At 71.8% G+C, this 25,876-nt stretch carries 27 protein-coding genes; 17 read left to right on the top strand and 10 right to left on the bottom strand.

Annotation, left to right across the window (positions count from 1 at the left end; translation table 11 throughout):
- From ACLJQF_RS28470 to ACLJQF_RS28440, 7 genes are all read left to right on the top strand, one after another.
- Positions 1–510 (top strand): PH domain-containing protein, encoded by a 510-nt coding sequence (locus ACLJQF_RS28470; RefSeq protein WP_410613174.1) that lies wholly within the window; start codon positions 1–3, stop codon positions 508–510.
- A gap of 71 nt (positions 511–581) precedes the next feature.
- Positions 582–2,051, top strand: coding sequence for a PH domain-containing protein (locus tag ACLJQF_RS28465; RefSeq protein WP_410613285.1), 1,470 nt, complete (start codon positions 582–584; stop codon positions 2,049–2,051).
- Positions 2,052–2,133: 82 nt separating this feature from the next.
- Complete coding sequence (locus ACLJQF_RS28460; RefSeq protein WP_410613172.1) at positions 2,134–2,829, top strand: family 16 glycoside hydrolase; 696 nt, start codon at positions 2,134–2,136, stop codon at positions 2,827–2,829.
- Between the two features lie 132 nt (positions 2,830–2,961).
- Positions 2,962–3,747 carry an IclR family transcriptional regulator gene (locus ACLJQF_RS28455; RefSeq protein ID WP_410613283.1) on the top strand — a complete coding sequence of 262 codons (786 nt, stop codon included), beginning with the start codon at positions 2,962–2,964 and terminating at the stop codon, positions 3,745–3,747.
- A gap of 31 nt (positions 3,748–3,778) precedes the next feature.
- A complete protein-coding gene (locus ACLJQF_RS28450; RefSeq protein WP_410613170.1) occupies positions 3,779–4,282 on the top strand; it encodes a GNAT family N-acetyltransferase in 504 nt (167 codons plus the stop codon).
- A 133-nt stretch (positions 4,283–4,415) separates the two neighbouring features.
- A complete protein-coding gene (locus ACLJQF_RS28445; protein WP_004561810.1) occupies positions 4,416–4,613 on the top strand; it encodes a hypothetical protein in 198 nt (65 codons plus the stop codon).
- Complete coding sequence (locus tag ACLJQF_RS28440) at positions 4,613–5,029, top strand: VOC family protein (protein WP_410613281.1); 417 nt, start codon at positions 4,613–4,615, stop codon at positions 5,027–5,029. Before ACLJQF_RS28445 ends, ACLJQF_RS28440 begins: the two co-directional genes overlap by 1 nt.
- A gap of 143 nt (positions 5,030–5,172) precedes the next feature.
- On the opposite strand, the gene ACLJQF_RS28435 is transcribed toward ACLJQF_RS28440, so the two are convergent.
- Both ACLJQF_RS28435 and ACLJQF_RS28430 read right to left on the bottom strand, forming a co-directional pair.
- Positions 5,173–6,441 carry an aspartate aminotransferase family protein gene (locus ACLJQF_RS28435; protein WP_410613168.1) on the bottom strand — a complete coding sequence of 423 codons (1,269 nt, stop codon included), beginning with the start codon at positions 6,439–6,441 and terminating at the stop codon, positions 5,173–5,175.
- Between the two features lie 33 nt (positions 6,442–6,474).
- The gene (locus ACLJQF_RS28430) at positions 6,475–7,656 is read right to left on the bottom strand and encodes a CaiB/BaiF CoA transferase family protein (protein WP_410613166.1); all 1,182 of its coding nucleotides are present in this window, start codon (positions 7,654–7,656) and stop codon (positions 6,475–6,477) included.
- A gap of 173 nt (positions 7,657–7,829) precedes the next feature.
- Between ACLJQF_RS28430 and ACLJQF_RS28425 the strand changes: the two genes are divergently transcribed.
- The gene (locus ACLJQF_RS28425) at positions 7,830–9,749 is read left to right on the top strand and encodes an NPCBM/NEW2 domain-containing protein (protein ID WP_410613164.1); all 1,920 of its coding nucleotides are present in this window, start codon (positions 7,830–7,832) and stop codon (positions 9,747–9,749) included.
- Here ACLJQF_RS28425 and ACLJQF_RS28420 read toward each other — a convergent pair.
- Positions 9,739–10,725, bottom strand: a complete 987-nt coding sequence (locus ACLJQF_RS28420; RefSeq protein ID WP_410613162.1) for an ArsR family transcriptional regulator — start codon at positions 10,723–10,725, stop codon at positions 9,739–9,741. The genes ACLJQF_RS28425 and ACLJQF_RS28420 overlap by 11 nt on opposite strands.
- Before the next feature lie 118 nt (positions 10,726–10,843).
- On the opposite strand from ACLJQF_RS28420, the gene ACLJQF_RS28415 reads away from it, so the two are divergent.
- Positions 10,844–11,059: a hypothetical protein gene (locus tag ACLJQF_RS28415; protein ID WP_410613160.1), complete on the top strand. Its 216-nt coding sequence runs from the start codon at positions 10,844–10,846 to the stop codon at positions 11,057–11,059.
- Here ACLJQF_RS28415 and ACLJQF_RS28410 read toward each other — a convergent pair.
- From ACLJQF_RS28410 to ACLJQF_RS28385, 6 genes are all read right to left on the bottom strand, one after another.
- The gene (locus ACLJQF_RS28410) at positions 11,013–11,726 is read right to left on the bottom strand and encodes a GntR family transcriptional regulator (RefSeq protein WP_410613158.1); all 714 of its coding nucleotides are present in this window, start codon (positions 11,724–11,726) and stop codon (positions 11,013–11,015) included. The genes ACLJQF_RS28415 and ACLJQF_RS28410 overlap by 47 nt on opposite strands.
- Positions 11,727–11,730: 4 nt before the next feature.
- Positions 11,731–12,516, bottom strand: coding sequence for an SDR family NAD(P)-dependent oxidoreductase (locus tag ACLJQF_RS28405; protein ID WP_410613156.1), 786 nt, complete (start codon positions 12,514–12,516; stop codon positions 11,731–11,733).
- 2 nt (positions 12,517–12,518) lie between these two features.
- Positions 12,519–14,276, bottom strand: a complete 1,758-nt coding sequence (locus tag ACLJQF_RS28400; RefSeq protein WP_410613154.1) for a hydantoinase B/oxoprolinase family protein — start codon at positions 14,274–14,276, stop codon at positions 12,519–12,521.
- Positions 14,273–16,291, bottom strand: a complete 2,019-nt coding sequence (locus tag ACLJQF_RS28395) for a hydantoinase/oxoprolinase family protein (RefSeq protein ID WP_410613152.1) — start codon at positions 16,289–16,291, stop codon at positions 14,273–14,275. Before ACLJQF_RS28395 ends, ACLJQF_RS28400 begins: the two co-directional genes overlap by 4 nt.
- Positions 16,288–17,910, bottom strand: a complete 1,623-nt coding sequence (locus ACLJQF_RS28390) for a thiamine pyrophosphate-binding protein (RefSeq protein WP_410613150.1) — start codon at positions 17,908–17,910, stop codon at positions 16,288–16,290. Before ACLJQF_RS28390 ends, ACLJQF_RS28395 begins: the two co-directional genes overlap by 4 nt.
- Before the next feature lie 137 nt (positions 17,911–18,047).
- On the bottom strand, positions 18,048–19,232 hold the full coding sequence (locus tag ACLJQF_RS28385) for an NAD(P)/FAD-dependent oxidoreductase (protein WP_410613149.1): 1,185 nt from the start codon (positions 19,230–19,232) through the stop codon (positions 18,048–18,050).
- A gap of 80 nt (positions 19,233–19,312) precedes the next feature.
- On the opposite strand from ACLJQF_RS28385, the gene ACLJQF_RS28380 reads away from it, so the two are divergent.
- The 8 genes from ACLJQF_RS28380 (at position 19,313) to ACLJQF_RS28345 (ending at position 25,580) form a co-directional block, all read left to right on the top strand.
- Positions 19,313–20,680 (top strand): WS/DGAT/MGAT family O-acyltransferase, encoded by a 1,368-nt coding sequence (locus ACLJQF_RS28380; protein WP_410613147.1) that lies wholly within the window; start codon positions 19,313–19,315, stop codon positions 20,678–20,680.
- Between the two features lie 107 nt (positions 20,681–20,787).
- Positions 20,788–20,874 (top strand): pyrroloquinoline quinone precursor peptide PqqA, encoded by an 87-nt coding sequence (pqqA, locus tag ACLJQF_RS28375; RefSeq protein ID WP_043776987.1) that lies wholly within the window; start codon positions 20,788–20,790, stop codon positions 20,872–20,874.
- A 3-nt stretch (positions 20,875–20,877) separates the two neighbouring features.
- Entirely contained in the window at positions 20,878–21,567 is a 690-nt protein-coding gene (gene pqqC, locus ACLJQF_RS28370; protein ID WP_410613145.1) for a pyrroloquinoline-quinone synthase PqqC, read from the top strand.
- Positions 21,564–21,830 carry a pyrroloquinoline quinone biosynthesis peptide chaperone PqqD gene (gene pqqD, locus ACLJQF_RS28365; protein WP_410613143.1) on the top strand — a complete coding sequence of 89 codons (267 nt, stop codon included), beginning with the start codon at positions 21,564–21,566 and terminating at the stop codon, positions 21,828–21,830. The genes pqqC and pqqD overlap by 4 nt, the downstream gene beginning before the upstream one ends.
- A complete protein-coding gene (pqqE, locus tag ACLJQF_RS28360) occupies positions 21,821–22,885 on the top strand; it encodes a pyrroloquinoline quinone biosynthesis protein PqqE (RefSeq protein WP_410613141.1) in 1,065 nt (354 codons plus the stop codon). The genes pqqD and pqqE overlap by 10 nt, the downstream gene beginning before the upstream one ends.
- On the top strand, positions 22,882–23,709 hold the full coding sequence (pqqB, locus tag ACLJQF_RS28355; RefSeq protein WP_410613139.1) for a pyrroloquinoline quinone biosynthesis protein PqqB: 828 nt from the start codon (positions 22,882–22,884) through the stop codon (positions 23,707–23,709). The genes pqqE and pqqB overlap by 4 nt, the downstream gene beginning before the upstream one ends.
- 43 nt (positions 23,710–23,752) lie before the next feature.
- Positions 23,753–24,265, top strand: a complete 513-nt coding sequence (locus tag ACLJQF_RS28350) for an ArsR/SmtB family transcription factor (RefSeq protein WP_410613137.1) — start codon at positions 23,753–23,755, stop codon at positions 24,263–24,265.
- 49 nt (positions 24,266–24,314) lie between these two features.
- The gene (locus ACLJQF_RS28345; RefSeq protein ID WP_410613135.1) at positions 24,315–25,580 is read left to right on the top strand and encodes an MFS transporter; all 1,266 of its coding nucleotides are present in this window, start codon (positions 24,315–24,317) and stop codon (positions 25,578–25,580) included.
- Here ACLJQF_RS28345 and ACLJQF_RS28340 read toward each other — a convergent pair.
- Positions 25,577–25,834 (bottom strand): hypothetical protein, encoded by a 258-nt coding sequence (locus ACLJQF_RS28340; protein WP_410613133.1) that lies wholly within the window; start codon positions 25,832–25,834, stop codon positions 25,577–25,579. The genes ACLJQF_RS28345 and ACLJQF_RS28340 overlap by 4 nt on opposite strands.
- Positions 25,835–25,876 lie beyond the last annotated feature (42 nt).

Raw genomic sequence — 25,876 nt, 5'->3', positions numbered from 1 at the left:
GTGAGCGAACACAGCACGACCACGGCGCCCGGACTGCGGCCGCCGGCGCACCGGGTCAGCCGCCGGGCCATCGGCTACTGGACGGTGACCGCCTCGATCCTGTGGATCATCCTGATCGGCATCCAGACGCTCATCGTGGTGACCAGCGACGACGCGCCGTCGTTCCTGACCGTCACGCTGGTGCTCTCCGGCGTGCTCGCCCCGCTGCACCTCGTCGTGATGCCGCAGTGGCGCTACCGCGTGCACCGCTGGGAGGTCACCGATGAGGCCGTCTACACGCAGGTCGGCTGGCTGAAGCAGGAGTGGCGGATCGCGCCGGTCTCGCGGATCCAGACCGTCGACATCGAGCGCGACCCGTTCGAGCAGCTGTTCGGGCTGGCGAAGATCACCGTGACGACGGCGTCCGCGGCCGGCCCGCTGCGCATCGCGGGCCTGAGGCACGACCGCGCGCTCGCGCTGGCCGACGAGCTCACGAAGACGACCCAGGCCGTCCGCGGGGACGCGACGTGAGCACCGAGACCGTCGAGACGCCGCCCGCCGAGGGCACCCAGGACGCGCCGTGGCACCACCTCGACCGCCGTATGCTGCTCATCCGGCCCGTGCTCGACCTGGTGAAATCGCTGCCGGTGCTGCTGGGCGCCCTGCTGTTCGGTCACGGCGAGTTGTGGCAGTGGGTCGGTCTCGTCTTCACCGCGATCACCGTGTTCACCGGCGTCTCGCACGTGCTGACCTCGCGCTACCGGATCACCGGGGCGCAGGTCGAATGGCGCACCGGGCTGCTGTCGCGCAAGCACCGGGCCATCCCGCGCGACCGGATCCGCACGGTCGACGTCACCTCGGAACCGAAGCACCGGCTGTTCTCGCTGGCCGCCGCGCGGATCGGCACCGGGCGGCACTCGAACGGAAGCAGGCACAAGGACGAGCTCGTCCTCGACGCCGTCACCATCGCCGAGGCGCAGCGGCTGCGGACGCTGCTGCTGCACCGCAAAGCCGAGGCCGTCTCCGATGACGCTGCCGCGGCCGCCGCCGCGCCGCCGGACCAGCTGATCGCCGCGGTCGACAAGCGCTGGCTGCGGTACGCGCCGTTCACGCTGTCCGGGCTCGCGGTGGTCGGCGCGGTCGTCGGCACCGTGTACCACTTCGCGCACGAACTGCACTTCGACCCGATCCAGTTCTCGCTGGTCCAGGCGGTCGTCGGGCACTTCGCCGACACTCCGGGGTGGCTGAGCCTGGTGCTGGCCGCGGCCGGGCTGCTGGTGCTCGTCTCGCTGCTGTCGATCGGCGGGTACGTGCTGTCGTTCTGGAACTTCCGGCTCACCCGCGAGCCCGCCGGGACGCTGCACGTCCGGCGCGGGCTGATCACGACGCGGTCGGTGTCGATCGAGGAGGACCGCCTGCGGGGCGCCGAGATCCGCGAGCCGCTGCCGCTGCGGCTGGCCGGCGGCGCCCGCTGCGTCGCCATCGCCGCCGGCCTGCGGGAGGGCAAGAGCGCGGACAAGGGCGGCGGCCTGCTGCTGCCGCCCGCGCCCCTGGCACGCGCGCACGAAGTCGTCGCCGAGGTGCTCGGCGAGGACCCGGTCGCGACGCCGCTGGTGCGCCACCCGCGCCGGGCGCTGTACCGGCGGCTGTCCCGGGCCGTCCTGGGCGTGCTGCTGCTCGCCGCGGCGCTCTACGGCCTGGCCTGGCTCGGCGTGCTGCCGGACTGGCCGTGGCAGGCCGCGCTGGTGCTGGTGCCGTTCGCCGCGCTCGTCGGCTGGGACCGCTACCGCGGCCTCGGCCACGCGTTCACCGGCCGCTACCTCGTGACGCGGTCGGGTTCCCTGGACCGCGGCACGGCGGCGGTCCGCTGCGACGGGCTGACCGGGATCGTCGTCGAGCGTTCGTACTTCCAGCGCCGGGCCGGGCTGGTCACGCTGATCGCGCCGGTCGCCGCGGGCAAGGGCAAGTACGAGGTGCTCGACATCGGTGCGGCCGACGGGCTGGCGCTCGCCGACCGCGCTCTGCCCGGCCTGCTGACGCCGTTCCTCACCGGTGACCGGGACCGCGGTTGACGCTCCACCCGCGCTCCTCCTAACGTGAAATCCGCCGTCCGAACCCTTTGATCGCAGTTCGCGTTCACGAGAGGACGGCAGGATGTTCCGGAAACTCCTCGGTGTGCTGGCCGCGGGAATCGTCGTGACCTCGATGGTCGCGCCGGTCGCGGAAGCCGCGGAAAACCCCTACGGCGACCCGAACCTGGTCTCGATGTTCGACGGCACGGACCTGAGCGCGTGGACGTCGTCGAAAGCCGGTCTCTGGTCGGCGAAAAACGGCGTCGTCCACGGCAATGGCACCGCGCGCGGCTGGTTGTACTACAACAAACAGCAGGTCGGCACGTTTCGGTGGATATTCAATGTCCGGCAGGTCAAGGGCAACCACAAACCGACCGTGCTGATCTGGGGCACCACCGAACCGATCCGCGACGCGCTGAGCGCCATCCAGTTCCAACCGCCGAACGGGGGACACTGGGACTACCGGCCGGGGCACAACAACGGCGGCGGGAAACTGTTCCAGCAGCTGTCGCACCCCACGATCGACATCAAGAAGTGGGCGCAGTGCGAGCTGATCGGCGATGCCGCCACCGGTGTCGCGCGGATGGCGTGCTGCCCGCTCACCGGCAGCGCCATCACCTGCAAGGGCGTCGAAGTGCTGCGGTTCACCGACAAGACCGCCGGGCGCGTCGGCCCGCTGGCGCTGCAGGTGCACAACTCCGGGATCCAGGACGAGTACCGCGGGCTCTACGTCGAGTCACCCGTGGTGACGAAACCGGGCGAATTCCTCACCCAGTGACCCCGGTTTTGCCGGCGGCAGCTCCTTTCCGGGGGTTGCCGCCGGCTTTACTGGCTTTCCGTTCACACTACGTGCTAATTTATTCACCCCGTGTGATAGCGAAGGTCGTTTTTGTCTCACCGAGAGGTCATGATGACGCCTGCCGTCAGTACCGTCGACGGTTCCGCCACCACTTCCCCCCGACGCACCCCCGGTGCCAGCAGTTCCCGCAAGGTCCTCCAGCTGCTGCTGGCCTTTTCGGAGCGCCGATGGGAGGCGAGCGTGGCCGAGCTGGCCGCGACGATCGGCACCCCGGTGGCGACGACCTACCGGTACGTGGCGCTGCTCAAGGAGCTCCAGCTGCTCGAGGAGGGCCGGGCCGGGCACTACCACCTGACGAGCCAGGTGATGCCGCTGGCGCGGGCCGCCCAGCTGGCGAACGACATGGTGCAGCTCGCGCGGCCGGCCCTTGAAACAGCAGCCCAAGAGCTCGGCGAGACGGTGATGCTGTTCCAGCAGTTCGGCGACTCCGCCGTGTGCGCGGACCGCGTCGAGTGCGATCGCGCCATGCGGTTCACGTTCGAGCCGGGGCATTCGCTGCCGCTCGGCGTCGGCGCGTCCGGCAAGATGCTGCTCGCGCTGCTGCCGGAGATCGAACGCGACCGGCGGTGGGCGTCGGTCGTCGAGCAGCGCGGCGCCGCCGTGCGCGACGAGCTGAAGCAGGCGCTGGAGAACCGGTACGCGGTCAGCTCCGGCGAGCTCGACGAAGGCGTCTGGGCCTGCTCGGTGCCGGTGCAGACGATCGGCAGGCGGCCCACCGTGCTGAGCATGGCCGGGCCGGCCGCCCGGATCACCGAAGAGACGCGGCACACGGCGATCACCACCCTCCGGGAGTACGCGATCCGCATCCAGCGGGCGATCGCGTCTTATTCGGTGTGAGAAACCCGCCCGGGCGCGTAGAACTGCCCGGGTGATCCGACTGGCCCGCCCCGGCGACCTGCCCGCGCTCATCGACGTCGAACGGGAGGCGGGCGCGCTCTTCCACGACGTCGGCATGGCCGCGATCGCCGACGACGACCCGGGCTCGGTGGCGGAGCTGGCGGTGTACCAGTCCGCCGGCCGCGCGTGGGTGAGCGTCGACGCCGCCGACCGGCCGGTGGCCTACCTGGTCGCGGAGGTCGTCGACGGGTACGCGCACATCGAGCAGGTCTCGGTCCGGCCGTCGCACGCGCGGCGCGGGCTGGGCAGCGCGCTGATCGAGACGCTCGCGGAGTGGGCCGTTTCACGTGGGCTGACCGCGTTGACGCTGACGACGTTCGAAACCGTGCCGTGGAACGCGCCGTACTACGAACGACTGCGGTTCCGGGTCATCCCGGACGCGGAAATCGGCGACGGCCTGCGCTCGATCCGCCGCGCCGAAGCGGCCCGCGGCCTGGACGCCTGGCCGCGTGTCGCCCTGATCCGACCGCTCTGACCTGCGGTTTCTTCCATTTCTCCCCTAGTCGGGGGAGAGAGTGGCGCGCCTGGTCGAACATGTGTTCTACTGTGCCTGCCGGTCCCGGAGGGGGAAGCTCCGCGGGCCGGCCCACCAACTTCGGGAGGTAGTCGTGGCGGTCAAGATCACCCACCTGACGAACGGCCAGCAGGTGCGTTTCGCCAACGCCGACGGTGCCCGCCGGTACGCCGAAATCATGGGCGGCGGCGTGGACAAGTGGCGCTTCACGGTCGTGCCCGAGGACCCGATGCTCCGGAAAATGTCGGACTCGGTCGTTAATGTGCCGGTATGGCGCATGACTTCCAGGTAGTGGTGGATTCGGCCGACCCGCACGTGCTCGCCGACTGGTGGGCCGAGACGCTCGGCTGGTCCGTGGAACCGACGGACGAGGACTTCGTCCGCGAGATGATCGCGAAGGGGTACGCGACGGAGTCGGAAACCCGGACTTATCGGGGCTCGCTGGTGTGGAGAGCGGGGGCGGGGATCCGGCATCCGGACTCACCACCCGAGGGGCCACCGCGACGGATCCTGTTCCAGGAAGTTCCCGAGGCGAAGACGGTGAAGAACCGGGTCCACGTGGATGTATGGGTGGGCGCGGAGAACGTCGAGACGGCCATGGAAAAGCTGGTCGCCCGCGGAGCGACCTTCCTGCACCGGGGGCGGCAAGGCCCGCACAGCTGGGTGACCATGGCCGACCCGGAGGGCAACGAGTTCTGCGTCTCCTGACGCCTGCCGGGGCCGGGGCCGGGGCCGGGGCCGGGGCCGGGGCCGGGGCCGGGGCCGGGGCCGGGGCCGGGGCCGGGGCCGGCACAAACGTCTTGAATGACTCATTCAGGACCTCGGAGGTCCTGAATGAGTCATTCAAGACGTCACACCTGCGCCGCCAAGCGGTCCAACGCCTTCGGCAGTGCCGCCGCCAGCAAGTCCAGCTCCGGCTCGGCCGCCACCAAGGGCGGCGACACCGCCACGCCCCGGCCCAGGTTGCGCACGATCACGCCCTCGTCGCGGCATGCTCGCTGGAGCTTCACCGGTGCTCCCGGGTCCGCGTCCACGACCTCCGCCGTCAGCTCGACCGCCGCCAGGAAGCCCAACCCGGCCCGGATCTCCTTCACCAACGGGTGCCCGCTGACGCCCGATACCGCGTCCGCCAGGGGTTTCTCCAGCTCGCGGCCGCGGGGGATCAAGCCCTCGCGCTCGTAGAGGTCCAACGTCGCCAAGCCCGCCGCGCACGCCACCGGGTGGCCCGCGTACGTCGGGCCGTGGCGGAAGATCGGGGCTCCTGGCTCACCGGTGAAGAACGGCTCGGCCACCCGGGGCGCCACCACCAGCGCTCCCAGCGGGATCGTTCCGCCGGTGATGCCCTTCGCCGTCGTGATCATGTCCGGCCGGACCGGCCAGCGGTCGATGCCGAACCACGTTCCCAGCCTGCCCCAGGCCGCGATCACGCAGTCCGCCACGAACAGCACCTCGTGCCGGCGGCAGATCGCCGCCACCTCCTCGAGGTAGCCCTCCGGTGGCAGCAGGACCCCGCCCGCGCCGATCACCGGCTCGCAGAAGAACGCCGCGACCCGGGACGCGCCGACGCGCTGGATCTCCGCCTCCAGCGCCGCCGCGTTGTCGTACGGGATGTGCGAAAACTCCGGTGGCTGGGGGCCGACGCCCGCCGCGTTCGCCGGGATGCCACCCACCGCCGTGCCGAAACCGTGCGTTCCGTGGTAGCCCTGGGTGCGGCCGATCACGTGGCTCTTCTCCGGCCGCCCGGTCTGCGCGAAGTACGCCCTGGCCAGCTTCACCGCCGTGTCGATGGCGTCGCCGCCGCCCGAGCCGAAGAACACCTTCGACCCCGGTTCCGGCGCCAGTGCCGCGACCCGGTCCGCCAGCTCGATCGCCGGGCGGTTCGCGTTGTAGCCGAACAGGTTCCACGAGTCGAGCGCCCCCAGCTGGCGGGAGACGGCTTCGGTGATCTCCGGGCGGCCGTGGCCGAAGTTCGCGTACCAGAGCGACGCCGTCGCGTCGAAGTACCGGCGGCCCGCGTCGTCCCAGACGTACGAGCCCTCGCCTCGGGTGATGACCATCCGGTCGCCGTCGACCGCGCCCATGTCCGCGAACGGGTGCCACAGGGCGTGCTGTGCTGACATCGGTCCTCCTCAGTCCTGCCCCCATCCCTACCATCAGTCCAGGAACTCCGCGATCTCCGCCGGCGAGTAGCCCAGCTCGGCGAGCACTTCCGCGGTGTGCTGGCCCAGCGTCGGCGGGGCGGACGTCGGCCGCGCGGGGGTGTCCGACGCCTTGACCGGGAAGCCCGTGCCCACGTACGTCCCCACCGTCGGGTGCGGCAGCCGGACCACCTGCTCGCGCGCCGCCGCCCACGGGTCCGCGTAGACGTCGTCGATCTCGTTGATCGGCGCCGCCGGGATGCCCGCGGCGTCGAACGCCGTCATCCACTCCGCCGCCGTGCGGGTCAGGAGCACCGGTTCCAGCAGCGCGTTCAACGGCTCGCGGTGGGCCGAGCGGGCGGCGTTCGAAGAGAACCGCGGATCGGAAGCGATGTCCAGGCCGAGCACCCCGCAGAACGCGTGCCACAGCTTTTCGCTGCCGACCGCGATGATCAGCCAGCCGTCGGCGACGTGGTAGCCCTGGTACGGGACGATGCTCGGGTGCGCCGAGCCCATCCGGCGCGGCCGCGGCGTGTCGTAGAAGTGCGCGCCCGCGGCGTACACGTGCCAGGCCAGCTGACTGTCCAAAAGGGACACGTCGAGGTACTGGCCGCGGCCGGTCGTGTGCCGGGCCTGCAGCGCCATCAGCACACCGATGATCGCCCACGTCCCCGCGTTCAGGTCCGCCACCGGCAGCCCGACCTTCGCCGGCGCGCCGTCCGGCTCGCCGGTCAGCGACATGACGCCGCCGAGGGCCTGCGCGACCAGGTCGTACCCCGCGCGGTCGCGGTACGGGCCGGTCTGCCCGAACCCGGTGATCGACACGTGGATCAACCGCGGGTTCAGCGCGGACAGCTCGGCGTAGCCGATGCCCCACTTCTCGAGCGTGCCCGGCCGGAAGTTCTCGACCAGGACGTCGGCGTCCGCGACCAGCCGCCGCAGGGCCTCGCGCCCGCGGTCGCTCTTGAGGTCGAGCACGATCCCGCGCTTGTTCCGGTTCGCGGCCAGGTAGTAGACGGCCTCGTCGCCGACGAACGGCGGCCCCCAGCCGCGGGTGTCGTCGCCGTGCCCGGGCGGCTCGACCTTGACGACGTCCGCGCCCATCTCGCCGAGGTACTGGGTGCAGTACGGCCCGGCGAGGATGCGGGACAGGTCGACGACCTTGATCCCGTCCAGCGGGCGGACAGCAGGGGGCATCGACGGCTCCTCCTCAGGCTCGGCGTTCGGTCCTTTCTACCCGGCACCTTTCGGGAATTCACCCACCGCCCGGAGACGGCGGCCACCCGCCCGGGGGCGGCATTTCTCCCCTCATGTCCGGTTCGCCTCCACGTCACCCTGGAGATCTTGTCCGCAGTCCCGGGGAGGGAACCATGCGACGGTTCGGGGTCCTGGTGCTCACGCTCCTCACCTTCGGCACGGCGGTCGCCGCGCCCGCGGCCGCCGACGAGCCCGTCATCGCCGCGACCCCGCCCATGGGGATCTCGTGGTCCCGCGGCTGGAACCAGTGCCCGCGGATCGACGACGCCAAGGTCCGCGCAGCGGTCGACATGCTGGTCACCAGCGGCCTGAAGGACGCGGGGTACACCTACGTCGACATCGCGGGGTGCTGGGCGGCGAAGACGCGCGCCGCCGACGGCAGGCTCGTGCCCGATCCCGTCAAGTACCCGGACCTGCCGGGGCTCATCGCGTACGTCCACGCCAACGGCCTGAAGTTCGGACTGCACAGCGGCACCGGCGCGCTCGTCTGCGGCAGCGCGATGCCCGGCTCGCGCGACCACGAGGAACTGGACGCGCAAACGTTCGCGGGCTGGGGCGTCGACTACCTCGAGTACGACACGTGCGGCGGCGAGAACGGGGTCGCGGCGGCCGCCAAGAAGATGGGCGACGCGCTCAAGCGCACCGGGCGGCCGATCACCTTCGCCATGATCGACACCTTCTCGGCGAACTACCGCCAGTGGGAGTGGGCCCCCGGAGCCGGAGCGCACACGTGGCAGCTCACCAGCGACCTTTCGGACAACTTCGCGTCTGTGATGCAGGCCGTGGACAAGCAGATCCCGCTCGCCGGGCACACCGGCCCCGGCGGCTGGAGCGACCCCGGCTACCTCAACTTCAGCATCCTCGACCCGTGGGTGCGGCGCGCGCAGTTCTCGTTGTGGGCGCTGCTGAACGCGCCGCTCATGCCGAACGAGGCGTTCCCGCTGGACACGCTCGGCAACCGGGACGTGATCGCGGTCGACCAGGACTGGTCGGGCACCCCGGGCCGGAAGATCCGCGACCTCGGCGACGCCGAGGTCTGGGCGAAGCCGATGTCCGACGGCTCGGTCGCCGTGCTCCTGCTGAACCGTGGCCGGTCCGCCCGGACGATCGCGTTCGACCTCGCGGAATCCGGAGTCGCGGCGGCGTCCGCCTACCGGGTCCGCGACCTGTGGACCGGCGCCGAGCTGACCAGCACCGGCACGCTGCGCACGTCCGCGCGGGCGAGTTCCGGGACTTTCCTTCGCGTGTGGCCGGGTCAGCCGTCCCCCGCCGAGCCGCTGGTGACGCTGGGCGTGGACCTGCCCGAGGGCTTCCTGGCCGGCCAGGCGGTACCGGGCACCGTGACGCTGACCAACGACGGCGACACCCCGATCACCGACGCGCGGTACGCGATCACCGTGCCGTCCGGCTGGGAGCTGGACGGCCCCGCGCAGGTCGACGTCCCCCGGGTTTCCCCCGGCAGCACGGTGACGCGGGAAATCACGCTGCGGCCGGTCGCGGCACCGGCCGCGAAGGTGCTGGTCGGGGTGAGCGGCGGGTACACGAGCGAGTTCGGCCCGCGGTCCGCGGCGGGCTCCGCCGAGGCACCGCTGGTGACCGCGCCGGGGACCGGGACGACGTACCTGGACACGCGGCCGTGGCTGTACTCGGAAAACGGGCTCGGCCCGGTGGAACGCGGCAGCGTGGCCAACGGGCGCGCGATGGCGGTCGGCGGCGTCGGCTACGCGCCGAACAGCGGGATCGGCGTGCACGCACCTTCGGTGATCCGCCTGTACCTGGGCGGGGCGTGCACGTCGTTCACCACCCAGTACGGCGTCGACGACGCCTCGGGCGCGCAGGCCACGGTGACGTTCCGGGTGCTGGGCGACGGCCGGGAGCTGTTCTCGACCGGCATCGTCCGGCGCGGCACGGCGCCGCAGAAGCTGACGATCCCGGTCACCGGCGTGCAGCAGCTGGCCATCGCGGTCGACGACGGCGGCGACGGTTCGGCGGAGGAGTACGCGGACTGGATCGCGCCGAACGTCAGGTGCTGAAGGCTCCTTCGAGGAGCGTGACGGCCTGGGCGGTCCGCCGGTAGAGCACGTACCGGCCGTCCCGGACCTTGCTGACCAGGCCCGCCCGGTGCAACGCGCTCAGGTGGTAGGAGACGGTGCCCGGGCTGTACCCCGTCCGGGTGGCGAGCTCCGCGGTCGACCGCGCGGGTTCGAGATCGGTCAGCAGCGCCGCCCGGGCCGCGCCGACGACCGGCGCGATCCGGCCCGGCCGCCGGTCGGCGCCCGTGCCGACGCCGTGGGCCGGGTAGCCGAGGACGACCTGGCCGGGAACGTCGATCTGGATGCTGGTGCCGGGCCAGCTGAGCACGCCCGGGGCGAGGACCAGCTCCCGGCCGGAGACGTCGGCCTCGCCGTCGAACGGCTTCACGACCGTGATCGCGTCGCCGGCCCAGCCGATGGTCGGGTGCAGGCTGCCGAGCACCCCGCCGATGCCGTGGCGGGCGATGGCCTGCGCGCGGTGGGTGATGTCCCGGTCGAGGACCGCCTGCAGGCCGGTCCAGTCCTCGGCCAGCGCGTCGCGCCAGAACCGGGCGAGGCCGTTGGCCAGGCGCCGGGGCATCGACCCCGATTCGACGCTCCGCCGGGCGCCGACCGGCAGCGGTCTGGTCCAGTGGACCTGGGTGTAGGCCAGCACCTGGGTCTCGACCTCGTCCTGCGTGGCCGCCTCGATCCGGGCGATCTGCTCGTCGAGGAGGTCACGCGGCCGGGTGGCCGTGCCCGGCTGCGGGGTGAGCAGGTCCGGGGTGTAGACCTCGCCGGGGCGCGGCAGCAGGTCCAGGAGCAGGGCGACGTCGGGGTGGGCGAGCGCCGCGCGGGCGAGCGGGCCGGGGTCGCCGAACACCGGGTGCCGGCCCGCGTCGCCGGCGAGCTTCAGCCAAGCGAGGGACTCCGCCGCCAGCGACGGGGAAAACCGTGTCCTGGCCACCGTTTCGGCGTCGACCCGCAGCTTGAACACTCACCGACCGTAGCAGCCTGGACGGCGGATTTGAACCGGCTCGAATCCTTTCCCGTCGAGGGTTGCCGCGAGGTTGGGTGAGGCGGTGTGCTTCCGACGTGCGAGGACAGTCGCCGCCGTGGCCGCCGTGCTGCTCGCCTCGGCACCGGCCGCCCCGGCCCACGCCGCCGAGCCGCCCGCCGTCGGCTACCGCGCGTGTTCCGTCGTGCGCACCATCGCCTGGCACGGCTGGGTGGCCGGCGCCGACGGGCGGTACCACCCCGTCACGGTCCTCCGGCCGTACGCGCTCAGCGTGGTGTTCCCGGTGACCCGGTTCCCGGCGCCGGTGCACTGAGCTCGAGCAACCGGGCTTCGGCGTCCCGCAGGTAGCGGTCCAGCGCGGCCTCCGCGGCGGCGAACCGGCCGCGACGCAGGTCTCGCAGGATCTTTTCGTGGCAGTCCAGGAACGGCTCGTAGAACTCGCGCGTGTTCTCGTTGAGCACGAAGAACAGCCGCGTTTCGGCGAGCACCTGGCGCATCGTCGCGGACAGGCGCTCGCTGCCGGCCAGGTCCGCGAGGGCCTGGTGGAAGTGGATGCTCGCGGTGCCGACCGACGGCCAGTCCTCGGCCGCCGCCGCCACCCGGCCGTCCCGGAGCGCCTGCTCGACCACCGAAAGATCCACTGTGGACAGCTCGGCCGCGCGCCGCAGGGCGCCGCATTCGGTGGCGCGGCGGACGACGTAGAGGTCCTCGATGTCCTCCGTCGTCAGCTCGCGCACGAACACGCCGCGGTTCAGCTCGTGCACGGCCAGCCGCTCGTGGGCGAGCAGCTGGAACGACTCGCGCAGCGTGTTGCGGGAGACGCCGAGCGCCGAGCTGATCACCGGCTCGGACAGCCGTTCACCGGGGGCGAAGACGCCGTCGGTGATGTACTGGCGCAGGATCGCCGCGACCCGCTCGGCCGTGCCGCTGCGCTCGAGCAGGTGCCGCGCGCTCTCCAGCCCCGAGGCATCGACGGTCACGGCACTACCTGACGCCGAGTTCGAAGTCGAGGCTGTAGCGGTTGCCCGGCATCGCCCCCGCGGCCTTCGCGCCGTCGATCGGCAGCACGACGCCGTTGACGAACCGTGACTCGTCGCTCGCCAGGAACACCACGGCTTTCGCGACTTCCCACGCCTCGCCGACGCGCGCCGCGGGCGTGCTCGCGACCAGCTGGTGCTGCTTGGTCTCGAACTCCTCCGGCGAGTTGAGCGTACTGCGCAGCATGTCGGTGTCGATCGCGCCCGGGTTGATCGTGTTGGCCCGGATGCCCTGGTGCGCGTGGGCGACGGCGATCGACTTCGTCAGCCCGACCAGCGCGTGCTTGGTGGCGTTGTACACCGGGTCGCCGGGGCGGCCCATCACGCCGCCGTTCGACGACGTCGTGATGATGCTGCCTGCCTTTTGTTCGATCATGTGCGGCAGCACGGCACGGGTGCCGAGGAAGGCGGCCCGCACGTTGAGGGCGAAGATCCGGTCGAACTCCGCCAGCGTCGTGTCCACAAGGGACTTCCCGAGGTGGATGCCGACGTTGTTGAACAGCACGTCGATGCGGCCGGCCTCGGCTATCACGCCGGCCACGAACGCCGCCACGGCGTCCTCGCCGGTGGCGTCCACTAGGGAATGGCGGTAGCCGTCGACCGCTTCCGCGGGCTCGCGGATGTCAGCGGCGAAGACCGTCGCGCCCTCGGCGAGGAACTCCTTCACGGTGGCCAGGCCGATGCCCCGCGCGCCACCGAAGACCACCGCAACCTTGCCGGCCAACCGACCCATGTTCACTGCCCTGCTCTCAGTCGTGCTGTCTGCTCTTCGTCCACCACGTAGTCCTCGGGCAGCCGGACGAGGGCATCCGGGTCCCCGAGGTAACGCACTTCGACCCCGTACACCTCGCGCGCCGCCGCCACCGAGACGTACCCCTCGACGACGTCGTCGAGGACCGCCGCCACCGGCCGCTCGGACGGCGGCCCGTACCCACCGGCACCCGGCAGCGTCACGTCCACGACGGACCCCGCGGTCAGCGCCACCCGGCTCTTCGCGGGCAGGTCCGCTCCGCCGCGCAGGCCGAAGCGACCCGGCGCACCCGGCCGGCCACCGTCCACACCGGACGCCGCGGCGCGGACCCGGTCCACGTTCCCGTTGACGCTCCAGGAAGCCGAACTGAGCCCTGGCGCTCGTGAGTGGTAATTCGGGTTAGAACCCGAATTACCACTCACGAGGCCGCGGAGCGCCATCGTGGTCACCTGTCCGAGTCCGCCGCGGAACCGGCCCGCGCCGCCGGAGTCGGTCCGCAGCGCGCGGGTGTGCTGGACCAGCGGCGCCATCGTCTCGATCACCTCGGTCGGGGTCGAGCGCAGGCCGCTCGGGAACCCCGTGGTGGACAGGCCGTCCTTGTCCGCTCGCGCGCCCATCCCCCCGGTCTGGAAGACGTTCAGCATGAACCCGGGCCCGCGCCAGATGGTCATCCACAGCGCGTCCGCGCTCGGCGCGATCGCCGTGCCGGGGAGCGCGCCGATCAGCAGCGACGGCAGGAAGTGCCCGATCAGGTGCCGGGACGCGACCGGTGCCGGCGGCAGGCAGTTCAGCACCGAGCCTGCGGGCGCGGTGACGTGCACCGGCCGGAACGAGCCGGCGTTGTGCGGCACCTCCGGCGAGATCGCCGCCTTGACCGCGAACGACGCATACGCCCGCGTGTAGTTGAGCACCACGTTGATCCCGCGACGGCTCTGCGGCGAGGAGCCGGCGAAGTCGAGGTGGATCTCGTCACCGGCCACCGTGGCCGCGACGCGCAGGACGATCTCTTCGTCGTCGAAGCCGTCGGTGACGATCTCGTTGGTGTACGTCCCGTCGGGCAGTTCCCGCAGCGCGTCGCGCAACGCCCGCTCCGAGCGGTCCATGATCTCGGCGGCGACGTCGTCCAGGCTTTCCAGCCCCAGTTCGGCCAGCAGCCGCAGCAGGCTCGCCGCGCCGACCTCGTTGCCGGTGACCTGCGCGTACAGGTCGCCGACGGTCTCTTCCGGCGTCCGGACGTTCGCCCGGATCAGCCGTTCCAGGTCGGCGTTGACCTCGCCCGCGCGGAGGAACTTCAGGATCGGCAGGCGCAGGCCTTCTTCGAAGACCTCGTGGGCCTCGGCGGACACCAGCCGCCCGCCGATGTCCGGTGCGTGGCAGCAGGACGCGAACCACGCGACCAGCCGCTCGCCCCGGAACACCGGGGTCGCCACCGTGATGTCGTTGATCTGGCCCGCGGTCTGCCACGGGTCGTTGGTGAGCAGCACGTCACCGGGTTCGAGGGTCTCCGGCGGGTACGCGGCGACGAAGTGGTGCATGCCGGTCGCCATCGCGTTGATGTGCCCCGGCGTGCCGCCGACGGACTGGCCGATCATCTCCCCACGCGAGTCGAACACCGCGCAGGCCAGGTCGAGCGACTCGCGGACGACCGCGGAGAAGGCGGTGTTGACCAGCGCGTTCTGTTGTTCGGCGAGGATCGACTGCAGGCGGTTGCCGAACAGCCCGGCCAGGATGGGGTCGCTCACACGGTCACCTCCAGCGCGCCGTCGGTCCGGACGACGCAGTGCGCGCCGGGCGGGACGACCACAGTGGACTCGCGTTCCTCCACGATGGCCGGTCCGTCGACGCGAGTGCCCGCTGCCAGCCGGTACCGGTCGAACACCGCCGTGTCGACAAATCCACCCGCCGACGGGAAGTATGCCTGGCGGGTGCCCTTCCGCGCCTGCCCGGAGGAAGCCGCGGTCAACCGCAGCGTCACGGCCGGTTTCGGCCCACTCGAAACGACCCGCCAGTTCAGCACCTCGACGCCGACCTCGGGCCCGGTGCGCCGGTAGAGCGCACGGTAGGTGCGGGTGAACTCGTCGATCAGCGTTCCGGGCCACTCGCCGTCGTGGACCGGAACGCGAATCTCGTAGCCCTGTCCGGCGTACCGCATCTCGGCGATCCGCCGGTGCGCCACCTCGTCCACTCCGGACTTCGCGAGCAGCGCCGCGCCCTCGGCTTCCATCTCGGCGAACAGCGCGTCGACCTGCTCCCACGCCAGGTCGGGGACGGCCGCGCGGGCGGACCGCACGAAGTCGAACGCCAGCGGCGCGGTCAGGAACCCGGCCGCGCTCAGCACCCCGGCGGCCGGCGGCGCAACGACCGAGGGCGCCCCGAGCGCTCGCGCGACGCCGACGCCGTGCACCGGGCCCGCGCCGCCGAAGGTGTACATCGGGAGCTTCGCCGGGTCGTGGCCACGCTCGACGGCGTGCACCCGAGCCGCGTTGGCCATGTCCTCGTTGACGCTGGTGTGGATGCCCCACGCGGCCTCTTCGACGCTCACGCCCAGCGGCCCGGCGATCCGGTCACGGATGACCGAACGGGCCGCCTCGGCGTCCAGGCGCATCTCGCCGCCGAGGAAGTAGCCGGGATCGAGGTAGCCGAGCACCAGGTCGGCGTCGGTGACCGTGGGTTCGGCGCCGCCGCGGCCGTAGCAGACCGGGCCGGGCTCGGACCCGGCCGAGTCGGGTCCGACGGTGAGCAGGCCGAGCGCGTCGATCCGGGCGATCGAGCCGCCGCCGACGCCGATCTCGATCATGTCGGTGACCGGCACCCGCACCGGCAGCCCGGACCCCGGCAGCAGCCGGTACTTGCGGTCCACTTCGAACTCGTGCGTCACCAGCGGCGCGCCGCCGGCGATCAGGCACAGCTTGGCCGTGGTGCCGCCCATGTCGAAGGCCAGCAGATCGGCCGGGCCCAATGTGGCAGCCGCCAGCGCCCCGCCCGCCGGGCCGGACTCGAGGATGCGGATCGGGTACCGGGCCGCGGTGTCCACAGTGGCCAGACCACCGTTGGACAGCATGATGTGCGGCGCGCGGGTGATCCCCAGCCGGTGCAGCCGTTGTTCGAGGTCGCGCAGGTACCGCTCGGTGAGGTCCTGGACGTAGACGTTCGCGACCGTCGTCGAGGCCCGCTCGAACTCGCGGATTTCGGGGACGACTTCGGAGGAGAGCGCCACCCGCAGCGAGGGCGCGACCTCGGCGAGGATCTCCGCGGTCCGGCGTTCGTGCGCCGGGTTCGTGAACGCGTGCAGGAAGCAGACCGCGACGGCCTCGATCCCGCGGTCCGCCAGCTCCCGGCCGAGCCGTGCGACGAACTCCTCGTCGAGTCCGATGTGGACGGACCCATCGGCGAGGATCCGTTCGGGGACGTCGAACCGCAGGTGCCGCGGGACGAGCGGCGCGGGCAGTTCCAGGTGCAGGTCGTACAGCTCGTACCGGTGCTCGCGGCGCATTTCCAGGACGTCCCGGAACCCGGCAGTGGCGAGCAACGCGGTCCGCGAGCCCGTGCGTTCGATCAGGGCGTTCGTGACCAGCGTCGTCCCGTGCACCACCTGGTCGACGGCGCCGAGGTCCGGGAGCAGCGCGGCCAGGCCCTCTTCGACGGCCCGGGCCGGCTCGTCGTGCGTGGTCAGGACCTTGCCGACGGCGACGATCCCGGTCTCGTCCAGCGCGCAGAGGTCGGTGAAGGTGCCGCCGATGTCGACGCCGATCCTCATGTCCGGTACCACCGCGGCGAGGTGTTGAGCGGCGGCTTCAGCTTGGCCTTCACGACCAGGACGTTCGGTTCGTCGGACTCGACGAACTCGCCGAGCAGCCGCCGGAACGCCCGCCCGAAACCGGAGACGCGGTCGGCGTGCACCCCGAACGACCGGGCCAGGCCGACGAAGTCCGGGCTGTCCCAGTCGACCCCGCGGCGCGGCAGGCCCTCGCGGTCCTGGTCGTAGCGCAACATTCCGTACCCGCCGTCGTCGACCAGGACGACCGTGACCGGCAGCTGTTCCTGCGCGAGCGTCGCCAGGTCGCCGCAGGCGTAGAGGAACCCGCCGTCGCCGGTGATGCAGATGGCGCGGCCGGTGCCGGCCGCGGCCGCGCCGAGCGACGCCGGGAAGCCGTAGCCGAGGGTGCCCCAGCCCATCGGGTAGGCGAGCTTGCGCGGCGCCCGCACCCGGTGGAAGCCGCCGACCCAGTAGCCGGCCACGCACATGTCCGAGACCAGCACCGCGTCCGTCGGCAGCACCTCGTCCAAAGTGGACAGGAAGTCGTAGGCCTGCGGTTCCTCGTCGCGGATCCGCTGGCGCACGCGCCGGCCGATACCGGCCAGCCGCAGTGTGATGTCGTCGAGCCCGTCCCGCTGCTTCGGCAGGAGCCGCTCGACGATCGAGCGGGCGTCCCCGACGAGCGTGAGGTCGGGCTGGTAGTTCTTGGCGGCGTCGTCGGCGTCGACGTTGACGGCGATGAGCTGGGGTGGCTTCGGCATCCGCCAGTTCTGCGTCATCAGGCCGTCGAAGTCGGTGCCGATGGCCAGCACGACGTCGGCTTCGTCCCACAGCTCGCCGACCTCCGGCGTGTGCACCGGGTTCGGCGCCAGGCACGGGTGGTCGAGCGGGAGCAGCCCGCGGGCGGCGAACGTGGTGATCACCGGCGCGGCGAGCTTTTCGGCGAGGGAACCGATCGCGTCGCCGGCGCCCGACCGCAGCGCGCCGCCGCCGGCCCAGATCAGCGGGTGCCGCGCTTCGGACAGCATCGCCTCGGCCCGCGCGAGGTCGGGGACGTCGACGTCGGGCTTGCGGTGCGGCGCGGGCGGCCGCCGGTGCGGCACCTGTTCGCGCAGGTAGTCGGTCGGCACGCCGAGGTAGACCGGGCCGCTCTGCGGCAGCTGCGCGAGCCGGGCGGCGCGGTGGACGGTGGTGCCGATCTGGTCGGCGGCCCGCACGGTGAACCCGCCTTTGGTGACCGGCGCGAACATCGCCTGCTGGTCGGACGTCTCGTGCAGCACACCTCGGACGACGCCGGGCCGCCGCAGCGTCGAGGGGATGTCGGTGGCGATGATCAGCACCGGGGCCGCGGAGGCCATGGCTTCGCCGACCGCGCCGAGCGTGTTCGCCGCGCCCGGGCCGGTGGTCACCAGCGCGACGCCGAGCTTGCCGGTGGCGCGGGCGTAGCCGTCGGCCGCGTACCCGGCGGTCTGTTCGTGGCGGACCCCGACGAGCTTGATGCCGGTCTCGCCGAGCGCCTCCCACAACGGCAGGTTGTGCACCCCCGGGAGGCCGAAGACGATCTCCGTTCCGAGCGCTTCCAGCGCGTCCACCAGCTCCCGAGCACCACTCACAGCCACGACTCGGATACTGCCAGATCGTTGAACGATCTGGCAATCACCCCCCAGCCGGCCGGTCTGCCGCAGCTTGTCGTGAGTGGTAATTCGGGTTCTAACCCGAATTACCACTCACGACCACCAGCCACGGCAGACGGTGACTAGACGATGTTGCGTTCGGCACTCGTCGCGCCCGCGGCGAACCGGCGGACGTCCAGCTCGGCGATGTCCACCGACGGCGGTCGCCGCAGGTAGCGGTCCCGGATCAGCTCGCCGGTGGCCGGGCCCATCTGGAAGCCGTGCCCCGAGAAACCGGTCGCGTAGAAGAACCGCGACAGCAGGACGCTTTCCCCGATGATCTGGTTGCGGTCCGGCGTCATTTCGTACAGCCCGGCCCAGGCCGTCCGGATGCCGGCGTCGAGCACGGCGGGGATCCGGCGGCCCGCGAGCTCGGCCAGCCGCGGCAGCCACTCGCCCGCGTCGTAACGCGTGTCGAAACTAGGGACGCCGTCGTCTGTGTCGTCTTCGGAGAACGACATCGCCAGGCCGGGGCCTTCGCGGTGGAAGTAGAAGGCCGACGGCATCTCGATGGTGAGCGGAACCGATTCCGGCAGCCCGGGCACCGGCCCGGTGAACACGACCTGCCGCCGGTACGGGCGCACCGGCAGGTCCAGCCCGGCCAGCTCGCCGATCCGGCCCGACCACGCGCCGGCCGCGCACACCACCGCGCCGGTCCGGACGAACCCCGCCGTCGTGACGACGCCGGTCAGCACGTCGCCGTCGCGCTCGATCCCGGTGACTTCGACGCCGGTCCGCAGCTTCGCGCCGTGCGCGCGGGCCGCCTTCGCGTAGCCCTGGACGACGGCGTCCGGCGTCGCCTTGGCGTCCTCCGGCGACCAGAGCGCGGCCACGACGCCGTCGGTCTCCACCAGCGGGAGCACCTTCTTCGCTTCGGCGGGGTCGAGCAGGTGGCTGCGGACGCCGTGCTCGCGCTGGAGCTCGGCACAGCGTTCGAACGCGGGCACGTCGGCGGGGTCGGTGACGAGGTAGAGGTAGCCGTCGCGGCGGAAGTCGATCTCGGTGCCGAAGTCGCGGGAGAAAGCGCTGTACGCGGCCAGTCCGCGCAGGCCGAGCTCGACGTTCACGCGACTGGTGAACGACGAGCGGATGCCGCCCGCGGCCTTCGCCGTCGAGCCGCCGCCCAGCTCGCCGCGGTCGAGCAGTAGCACGCCGACGCCGGCTTCGGCGAGCCGGAACGCGCAGCTGACGCCGATGACGCCACCGCCGATCACGACGCATTCGGCCATCGGTGGCAAGGACGTTCCCCCGGCGCCGACAGCAGTCATAATCGCCAGAGTAGAACGTGATCCACCGGCGGCGGCCGAGCGCGTAGAGTCGGCGTGCCGAGTGCGGAAGGTGATGTCCCATGGCGATGATGCCCGTGACCGATTCGATGTTCCTCCTCGTCGAAACGCGCGAGCATCCGATGCACGTGGGCGGTCTGCAGCTGTTCAAGAAACCTGATGGCGCCGGCGACGAGTACCTCCGCGACATCCGGAAGTCCCTGCTCGAATCGGACAACATCCGCTCGGTGTTCCGGCGGCGCCCGGCTCGGCCGGTGAACACGATGGGCCACGTGGTCTGGGCGAACGACACCGAACTCGAGCTCGACTACCACTTCCGGCATTCGGCGCTGCCACGGCCGGGCCGTGTCCGCGAACTGCTGGAGCTGACGTCCCGCTGGCACAGCACCCTGCTCGACCGGCACCGGCCGCTCTGGGAGACCCACCTCATCGAGGGGCTCGACGACGGCCGGTTCGCCGTCTACACCAAGGTCCACCACGCGCTGATGGACGGCGTTTCGGCACTGCGCCAGCTGCAGGGCACGCTCTCGGACGACCCCGCGGACATGGATTGCCCGCCGTGGTGGGGCAGCCGGCGCAAGCCCTCCGGCGAAGAACGCGTGAAGCGCCCCCGGTCGCTCCTGCAGACCGCGAGCAAGACGGCCAACCAGCTCGCGAGCCTGGCTCCGGCCGCGATGAAGGTGGCGCGGGAGGCGTTCGGCGAACACACCCTGACCCTGCCGGGGCAGGCGCCGAGAACGATGCTCAACGTGCCGATCGGCGGCGCGCGGCGGTTCGCGGCGCAGAAGTGGTCACTGGAGCGCGTCCGGCAGGTGGCGACGGCGGCCGGGGTGTCGCGCAACGACGTCGTGCTCGCGATGTGCTCGGGCGCGCTGCGGGACTACCTCATCGAACAGCGCGCCCTGCCGGACGCACCGCTCATCGCGATGGTGCCGGTGTCGCTGCGCCGCCAGAACGACCCCGGCGAGGCGGCGGGCAACAGCGTCGGTGCGCTGCTGTGCAACCTGGCCACCGACCTGCCGGACGCGGGCAAGCGGCTCGTCACGATCCACCAGTCGATGCGCAACGGCAAACGGCTGTTCTCGGAGCTGACGCCGTTGCAGACGTTGCTGCTGTCGGCGGTGAACGTCGCGCAGCTCGGCGTCTCCCCGATCCCGGGCGTCGTCAAGAACACGCGGCCGCCGTTCAACCTGGTGATCTCGAACGTGCCCGGCCCGCGCAAGCAGATGTACTGGAACGGCGCCCAGCTCGACGGCATCTACCCGGCGTCGGTGCTGCTCGACGGCCAGGCCGTGAACATCACGCTGACCAGCAACGGCGACCACCTCGACATCGGCGTCACGGGGTGCCGCCGCAGCGTCCCGCACCTGCAGCGGATCCTGACCCACCTCGACACGGCCCTGGTGGAACTCGAAGCCGCGGTGAGGTAGCCCGCTCACCGGCTCCCCCATCGGAAGGAATCTTTCCGAACTCGCTGGTCAGCTTTGTGGCGCGCTCCTAGGGTGGCGACGATCACCCCCGTAGAGAGGAGCAGGGCATGACCGAGGAGTGGACGACCCCGGACTTCGTCGAGTACGAAACCCCGATGGAGGTCACCGCCTACGCGGCCCGCATGGCGGACTGACCGATGCCGGTCGAGCCACTCCCGGAAAGCGCATTCATCGACGCCCTGCGCGGACTTTCCGGCCGGTACTGGGGAACGCACCCGTTCCACCGCCGGCTGCACGCGGGCGAGCTCGACGAGCGCGCGCTGCGGATCTGGGCGGCGAACCGCTGGTACTACCAGTGCGTGCTGCCCCAGAAGGACGCGGCGATCATCAGCAACTGCCCGGTGCCGGAGATCCGCCGCCAGTGGCTCGACCGGATCGTCTACCACGACGGCGTGAGCGCCGGCACCGGCGGGATCGAACGCTGGCTGCGGCTCTGCACGGCGGTCGGGCTGGACCGCGACGAGGTTCTCGATGAACGGCACGTCGCTCCCGGCGTCCGGTTCGCCGTGGACGCCTACGTGACCTTCGCCCGGACGAAACCGTGGCAGGAGGCCGTCGCGTCGGGACTGACCGAGATGTTCGCCGGGCACCTGATGCAGCAGCGGGTGGCGGACATGCTCGCTCATTATGCGTGGATCGCCCCCGACGACCTCGCCTACTTCACCAACCGGATCGACAAGGTCGCCGGCGAGGGCAAGGACACCCTCGACATCGTGGTCCGCCACTGCGTCACGCGCGAACAGCAGGACCGCGCGATCTCCGCGCTGGCCTTCAAATGCGACGTCCTGTGGTCGATGCTCGACGCGATCGAGCGGGCGGCCGCGTGATCACCGCCGAGTCCGTCCCGCAGCTGCGCCGCGGCGTGCGGCTGTCCTTCGACCACGTCCGGGAGACACACGTGCTGCTGTTCCCCGAAGGCGTCCTGGTGCCGAACGCCACCGCGGCCGCGGTGCTCGAGCTCTGCGACGGCGCCCGGTCCGTCACCGAGATCACGGCGGCGCTTTCCCGGCGCTACTCCGGCGTGCTCGCGCAGGACGTCCTTTCCGTGCTGTCCCGGCTGAACGAACGGCGGGTCGTCGCATGGACGTGAGCCCGCCGCTGGGCCTGCTGGCCGAGCTGACCCACCGCTGCCCGCTGCACTGTCCTCATTGCTCGAACCCGGTGGAACTGACCTCTCGCGCCGCCGAACTGTCCACTGCGGACTGGCTGGCGGTGCTGTCCCAGGCGCGGGAACTGGGTGTGCTGCAGGTGCACATGTCCGGCGGCGAGCCGTTGCTCCGGCCGGACCTGCCCGAGCTGGTCGCGCACGCGAGCGGGCTCGGCTGCTACGTCAACCTGGTCACTTCGGGGCTCGGCCTGACGGCTTCGCGGCTCGGCGACCTCGTCGAGCGCGGGCTGGCGCACGTCCAGCTGTCGGCGCAGGGCGCGACCCGGGAGCGGGCCGACCTGCTGGCCGGGGCGAAGGCGCACGACCGGAAGCTCGTTGCGGCGGCGCTGGTGAAGGAGTCCGGGCTGCCGCTGTCGTTGAACGTGGTGCTGCACCGGCGCAACCACGACCAGATCGCCGGGATCATCGAGCTGGCCGAGCGGATGGGCGCGGACCGGCTGGAGCTGGCGAACACCCAGTACTACGGCTGGGCGCTGCGCAACCGGGACGCGCTGATGCCGACCGCCTCGCAGCTCGCGGCCGCGGAGCCACTGGTGCGGGCGGCGATCGCGCGCCTGCGGGGCACGATGGAAATCGTCTACGTCGTGGCCGACTACCACGAGCCGTACCCGAAGCCGTGCATGTACGGCTGGGGTGCGCGGCAACTGACCGTGGCACCGGACGGGACGGTGCTGCCGTGCCCGGCGGCGTCGGCGATCTCGACGCTTTCGCTGTCGTCCGTTCGGGATACACCGCTGGCCGAGATCTGGTACCGCTCGTCGTCGTTCAACGCCTACCGCGGCGAGGAGTGGATGACCGAGCCGTGCCGCACGTGCGACCGCCGCGGGCTCGACTTCGGCGGCTGCCGCTGCCAGGCGTTCCTGCTCACCGGTGACGCCGCGGCGACCGACCCGGTGTGCTCGCGGTCGCCTGAACGCGGCGTGGTCGATCTGATCCTGACCCGTCCGCCGGAGACCGATCTGGTCATGCGCCGGTGAAGGTGATCCTGCTCGGCACCGCGGCGGGCGGCGGGTGTCCACAGTGGAATTGCGCGTGCCGCTACTGTGTAGCGGGACTGGAACCGCGCTCGCAGGACTGCGTCGCGATCAGCGCGGACGGCGTCGGCTGGTACCTGCTGAACTGTTCGCCGGACATCCGGGCGCAGATCCTCGGGACGCCGGAGCTGCGGGCCGGGCCGGGGCCGCGCGAGATCCCGCTGCGGGGCGTGCTGCTGACGGACGCCGAACTCGACCACGCGCTGGGCCTGCTGATGTTGCGCGAGTCGGGCGGGCTCCCGGTGTGGGCGCCACCGGCGGCCCTGTCCGCGCTGTCGCCGTTCCGCGCCATCGTGGACGGCTACGGCGGCTGGACGTGGTCGTCCGATGTGGACATTCCCGGGTTGCGCGTCGACGTGCTGCCGGTGAGCGACAAGCGGCCCAAGTACGCCTCGGCCGGCGCCGACGGCCCCTGGGTGGTCGCCTACCGGATCTCCGACCCGGCGACCGGCGGGGTGCTCGTGTACGCGCCGTGCCTGCGGAGCTGGCCCACCGGGTTCGACGCGTTCGTGGCGGACGCTTCTCTCGTGGTGCTGGACGGGACGTTCTACGCGCCGGACGAGATGGCCGGGGTGGGCGGGCCGGACCAGCTCGCGATGGGGCACCTGCCGATCACGGCGACGCTGCCCCGGGTGGCCGGGCGGCCCTGGGCGTTCACGCACGTGAACAACACGAACCCGGTCCTCGACCCGGCGTCGGCCGAGCACGCCGCGGTACTGGCCGCGGGCGCGTCGCTGCCTCCGGACGGCGCTCGGTTCTCGTTCTGACGACCCCCAAATAACTCTTTGACAGTTGTGGTTGACTGGGGACATGCCCCACGACCACCTCCGGGTCCTGGCCCACCCGCTGCGCCTGCGCATCCTGTCGTTGCTGACGGGCACGGCCCTGAGCGCGGCGGAAGCGGCCCGCGAACTCGGCGAAACACAGGCGAACGTGAGTTACCACATCCGCCGCCTGCACGACGCCGGCCTGCTGGAGGTGGCCGAGGAGGTCCACATCCGCGGCGGCCGGGCCAAGCGCTACCGCCACCAGCCGGACTCGGGCAAGCGCCTGACTACCCGCGCGCCGGGCGAGGAGAAGCTCCTGACGAAGGCGATCGCGAACGAGCTGCTGAGACGCGCGGATTCGCGAGCGGTCGACCGCCCGGCGTCGTTGACGGACGCGGAGCTGTGGGTGGACCCGGAGCTGTGGGCGCGGCTGCTGGAGAAGGCGACGGCATTGAGCGAGGAGCTGCACGCCGCGGCGAAGCCACCGCGGACGCCGGGGACGGTACGGGTGAGCGCGAGCTTGGCCCTGTTCGAGCTGGGGAGCGCGGATTCGTGACGTCAGCCGCCGCGCATCCCACTCGCCTTCTTGCTCCGGAGCCGTTGCCGTGACCACTCCACTCCTCGCCCCGCTGCGGGAAACCCGGTTCCGCGCCCTAGTCGCCGGCCGGAGCCTCGCCGACTTCGGGAACGCCGTTGCTCCCTTCGCCTTGGCCTTCGCCGTCGTCGACCTCACCGGATCCGCCGTCGATCTCGGGATCGTCGTCGGGGCCCGGTCGATCGCCAACGTGCTTCTCCTGCTGTTCGGCGGGATGCTGGCCGACCGGCTTCCCCGGTCGGTGATCCTGCAGGGCACCGAAACCGCCGCCGCCCTCACCCAGGCCGCCGTCGCCGCCAGCGTCCTTTGTGGATTCGCCTCTGTGCCCCTGCTGGCCGGGCTCGGGTTCGTCAACGGTGCCGTCTCGGCCATCTCGCTGCCCGCGGCCGCCTCGCTCACGCCGTTGACCGTGCCCGCTCCGCTGCTCGCCCAGGCGAACGCCCTGGTCCGGCTGCTTTCCAACACCGGCCGCATCGCCGGGGCCGGGCTGGCCGGCGTGCTCGTCGCCTTCGCCGGCTCCGGGTGGGCGCTCGCCGGGAACTCGCTGCTCTTCCTCGCCGCCGCGCTGGCCTACCGGCGGATCCGGCTGCCGCGCGGTGAACGCGTTCCCGGCAGCCGCCCGCTCGCCGAGCTCGCCGAAGGGTGGCGGGAGTTCCGCGCCCGGTCGTGGGTGTGGCTCGTGGTGCTGCAGTTCATGATCGTCAACGCCGTGAACGCGGGCGCGCTGCTGGTGATCGGCCCGCTCGTCGCCGACGACACCTTCGGCCGCACCGGCTGGGGGCTCGCGCTGGCCGTGCAGACCGCCGGCTCCCTGCTCGGCGGCGTCCTGGCCGCCCACTGGCAACCGCGGCGGATGCTGTTCGCCGGCGTCGCGCTGATCATGGTCGACGCCCTGCCGATGCTCGCCCTCGGCCAGACGCCGTACCTGCTTCCGCTGCTGGCCGCGATGTTCCTCGCGGGCATCGCGATCGAACAGTTCTCCGTCGCGTGGGACGTGTCGCTGCAGGAGAACATCCCGCCCGACAGGCTCGCCCGCGTCTACTCCTACGACATGCTCGGCTCGTTCATCGCGATGCCGCTCGGCCAGATCAGCGCGGGCCCGCTGGCCGAACACACCGGCCGCTCGGCGACGCTCTTCGGCGGCGCCGCCCTGGTCGTCGGCGCGACGGCGCTCGTGTTGTGCAGCTCGCAGGTGCGCGGGCTGGTCCGCCGGGCACCGGTCGGCTCGGTCGGCTCGGGCGGCTCGGGCGGCTCGGGCGGCTCGGGCGGAAGCTAGCGGCCCACGCGGGGTCCGGACGTCAGGTCGCGGTGACCGTCGAGCCGCCACCAGCTCTCCAGTGTCTCGCGCAGCGCCTTCAGCAGCTCGCCGCCGGTCTCCAGCGGGACCAGCGCCGCCTTGCCGTCACCAACCCGCAGCGCGGCGGCCAGCCGGTCACCCTGTTCGATCAGGCCGACGACCACCCGCGTCGGCTCCCCGGCGGCGTCGACGGTCGGGATGGCTCGTTCGTACCGCCAGCCTTGAGCGTTCACCCGGCCGACAGTGGCACAGCTTTCCCCGCTCCGGTCCGGGTT

Source organism: Amycolatopsis sp. lyj-109 (assembly GCF_046548995.1).
In the GTDB taxonomy this organism is placed as follows: domain Bacteria; phylum Actinomycetota; class Actinomycetes; order Mycobacteriales; family Pseudonocardiaceae; genus Amycolatopsis.
The sequence above is the reverse complement of the archived record's forward strand: the minus strand, read 5'-3'. Positions and strand labels throughout refer to the sequence as shown.

Bases quoted from the DNA above. Each gene is read 5' to 3' on its own strand.
- ACLJQF_RS28380 (WP_410613147.1), top strand. From the start codon at position 19,313: ATGGCGATGATGCCCGTGACCGATTCGATGTTCCTCCTCGTCGAAACG.
- ACLJQF_RS28395 (WP_410613152.1), bottom strand. From the start codon at position 16,291: ATGAGGATCGGCGTCGACATCGGCGGCACCTTCACCGACCTCTGCGCG.
- pqqA (WP_043776987.1), top strand. From the start codon at position 20,788: ATGACCGAGGAGTGGACGACCCCGGACTTCGTCGAGTACGAAACCCCG.
- pqqE (WP_410613141.1), top strand. From the start codon at position 21,821: ATGGACGTGAGCCCGCCGCTGGGCCTGCTGGCCGAGCTGACCCACCGC.
- ACLJQF_RS28350 (WP_410613137.1), top strand. From the start codon at position 23,753: ATGCCCCACGACCACCTCCGGGTCCTGGCCCACCCGCTGCGCCTGCGC.
- pqqC (WP_410613145.1), top strand. From the start codon at position 20,878: ATGCCGGTCGAGCCACTCCCGGAAAGCGCATTCATCGACGCCCTGCGC.
- ACLJQF_RS28430 (WP_410613166.1), bottom strand. From the start codon at position 7,656: ATGCCCCCTGCTGTCCGCCCGCTGGACGGGATCAAGGTCGTCGACCTG.
- ACLJQF_RS28405 (WP_410613156.1), bottom strand. From the start codon at position 12,516: ATGGGTCGGTTGGCCGGCAAGGTTGCGGTGGTCTTCGGTGGCGCGCGG.
- ACLJQF_RS28455 (WP_410613283.1), top strand. From the start codon at position 2,962: ATGACGCCTGCCGTCAGTACCGTCGACGGTTCCGCCACCACTTCCCCC.
- ACLJQF_RS28385 (WP_410613149.1), bottom strand. From the start codon at position 19,232: ATGACTGCTGTCGGCGCCGGGGGAACGTCCTTGCCACCGATGGCCGAA.
- ACLJQF_RS28465 (WP_410613285.1), top strand. From the start codon at position 582: ATGCTGCTCATCCGGCCCGTGCTCGACCTGGTGAAATCGCTGCCGGTG.
- ACLJQF_RS28460 (WP_410613172.1), top strand. From the start codon at position 2,134: ATGTTCCGGAAACTCCTCGGTGTGCTGGCCGCGGGAATCGTCGTGACC.
- ACLJQF_RS28425 (WP_410613164.1), top strand. From the start codon at position 7,830: ATGCGACGGTTCGGGGTCCTGGTGCTCACGCTCCTCACCTTCGGCACG.
- ACLJQF_RS28435 (WP_410613168.1), bottom strand. From the start codon at position 6,441: ATGTCAGCACAGCACGCCCTGTGGCACCCGTTCGCGGACATGGGCGCG.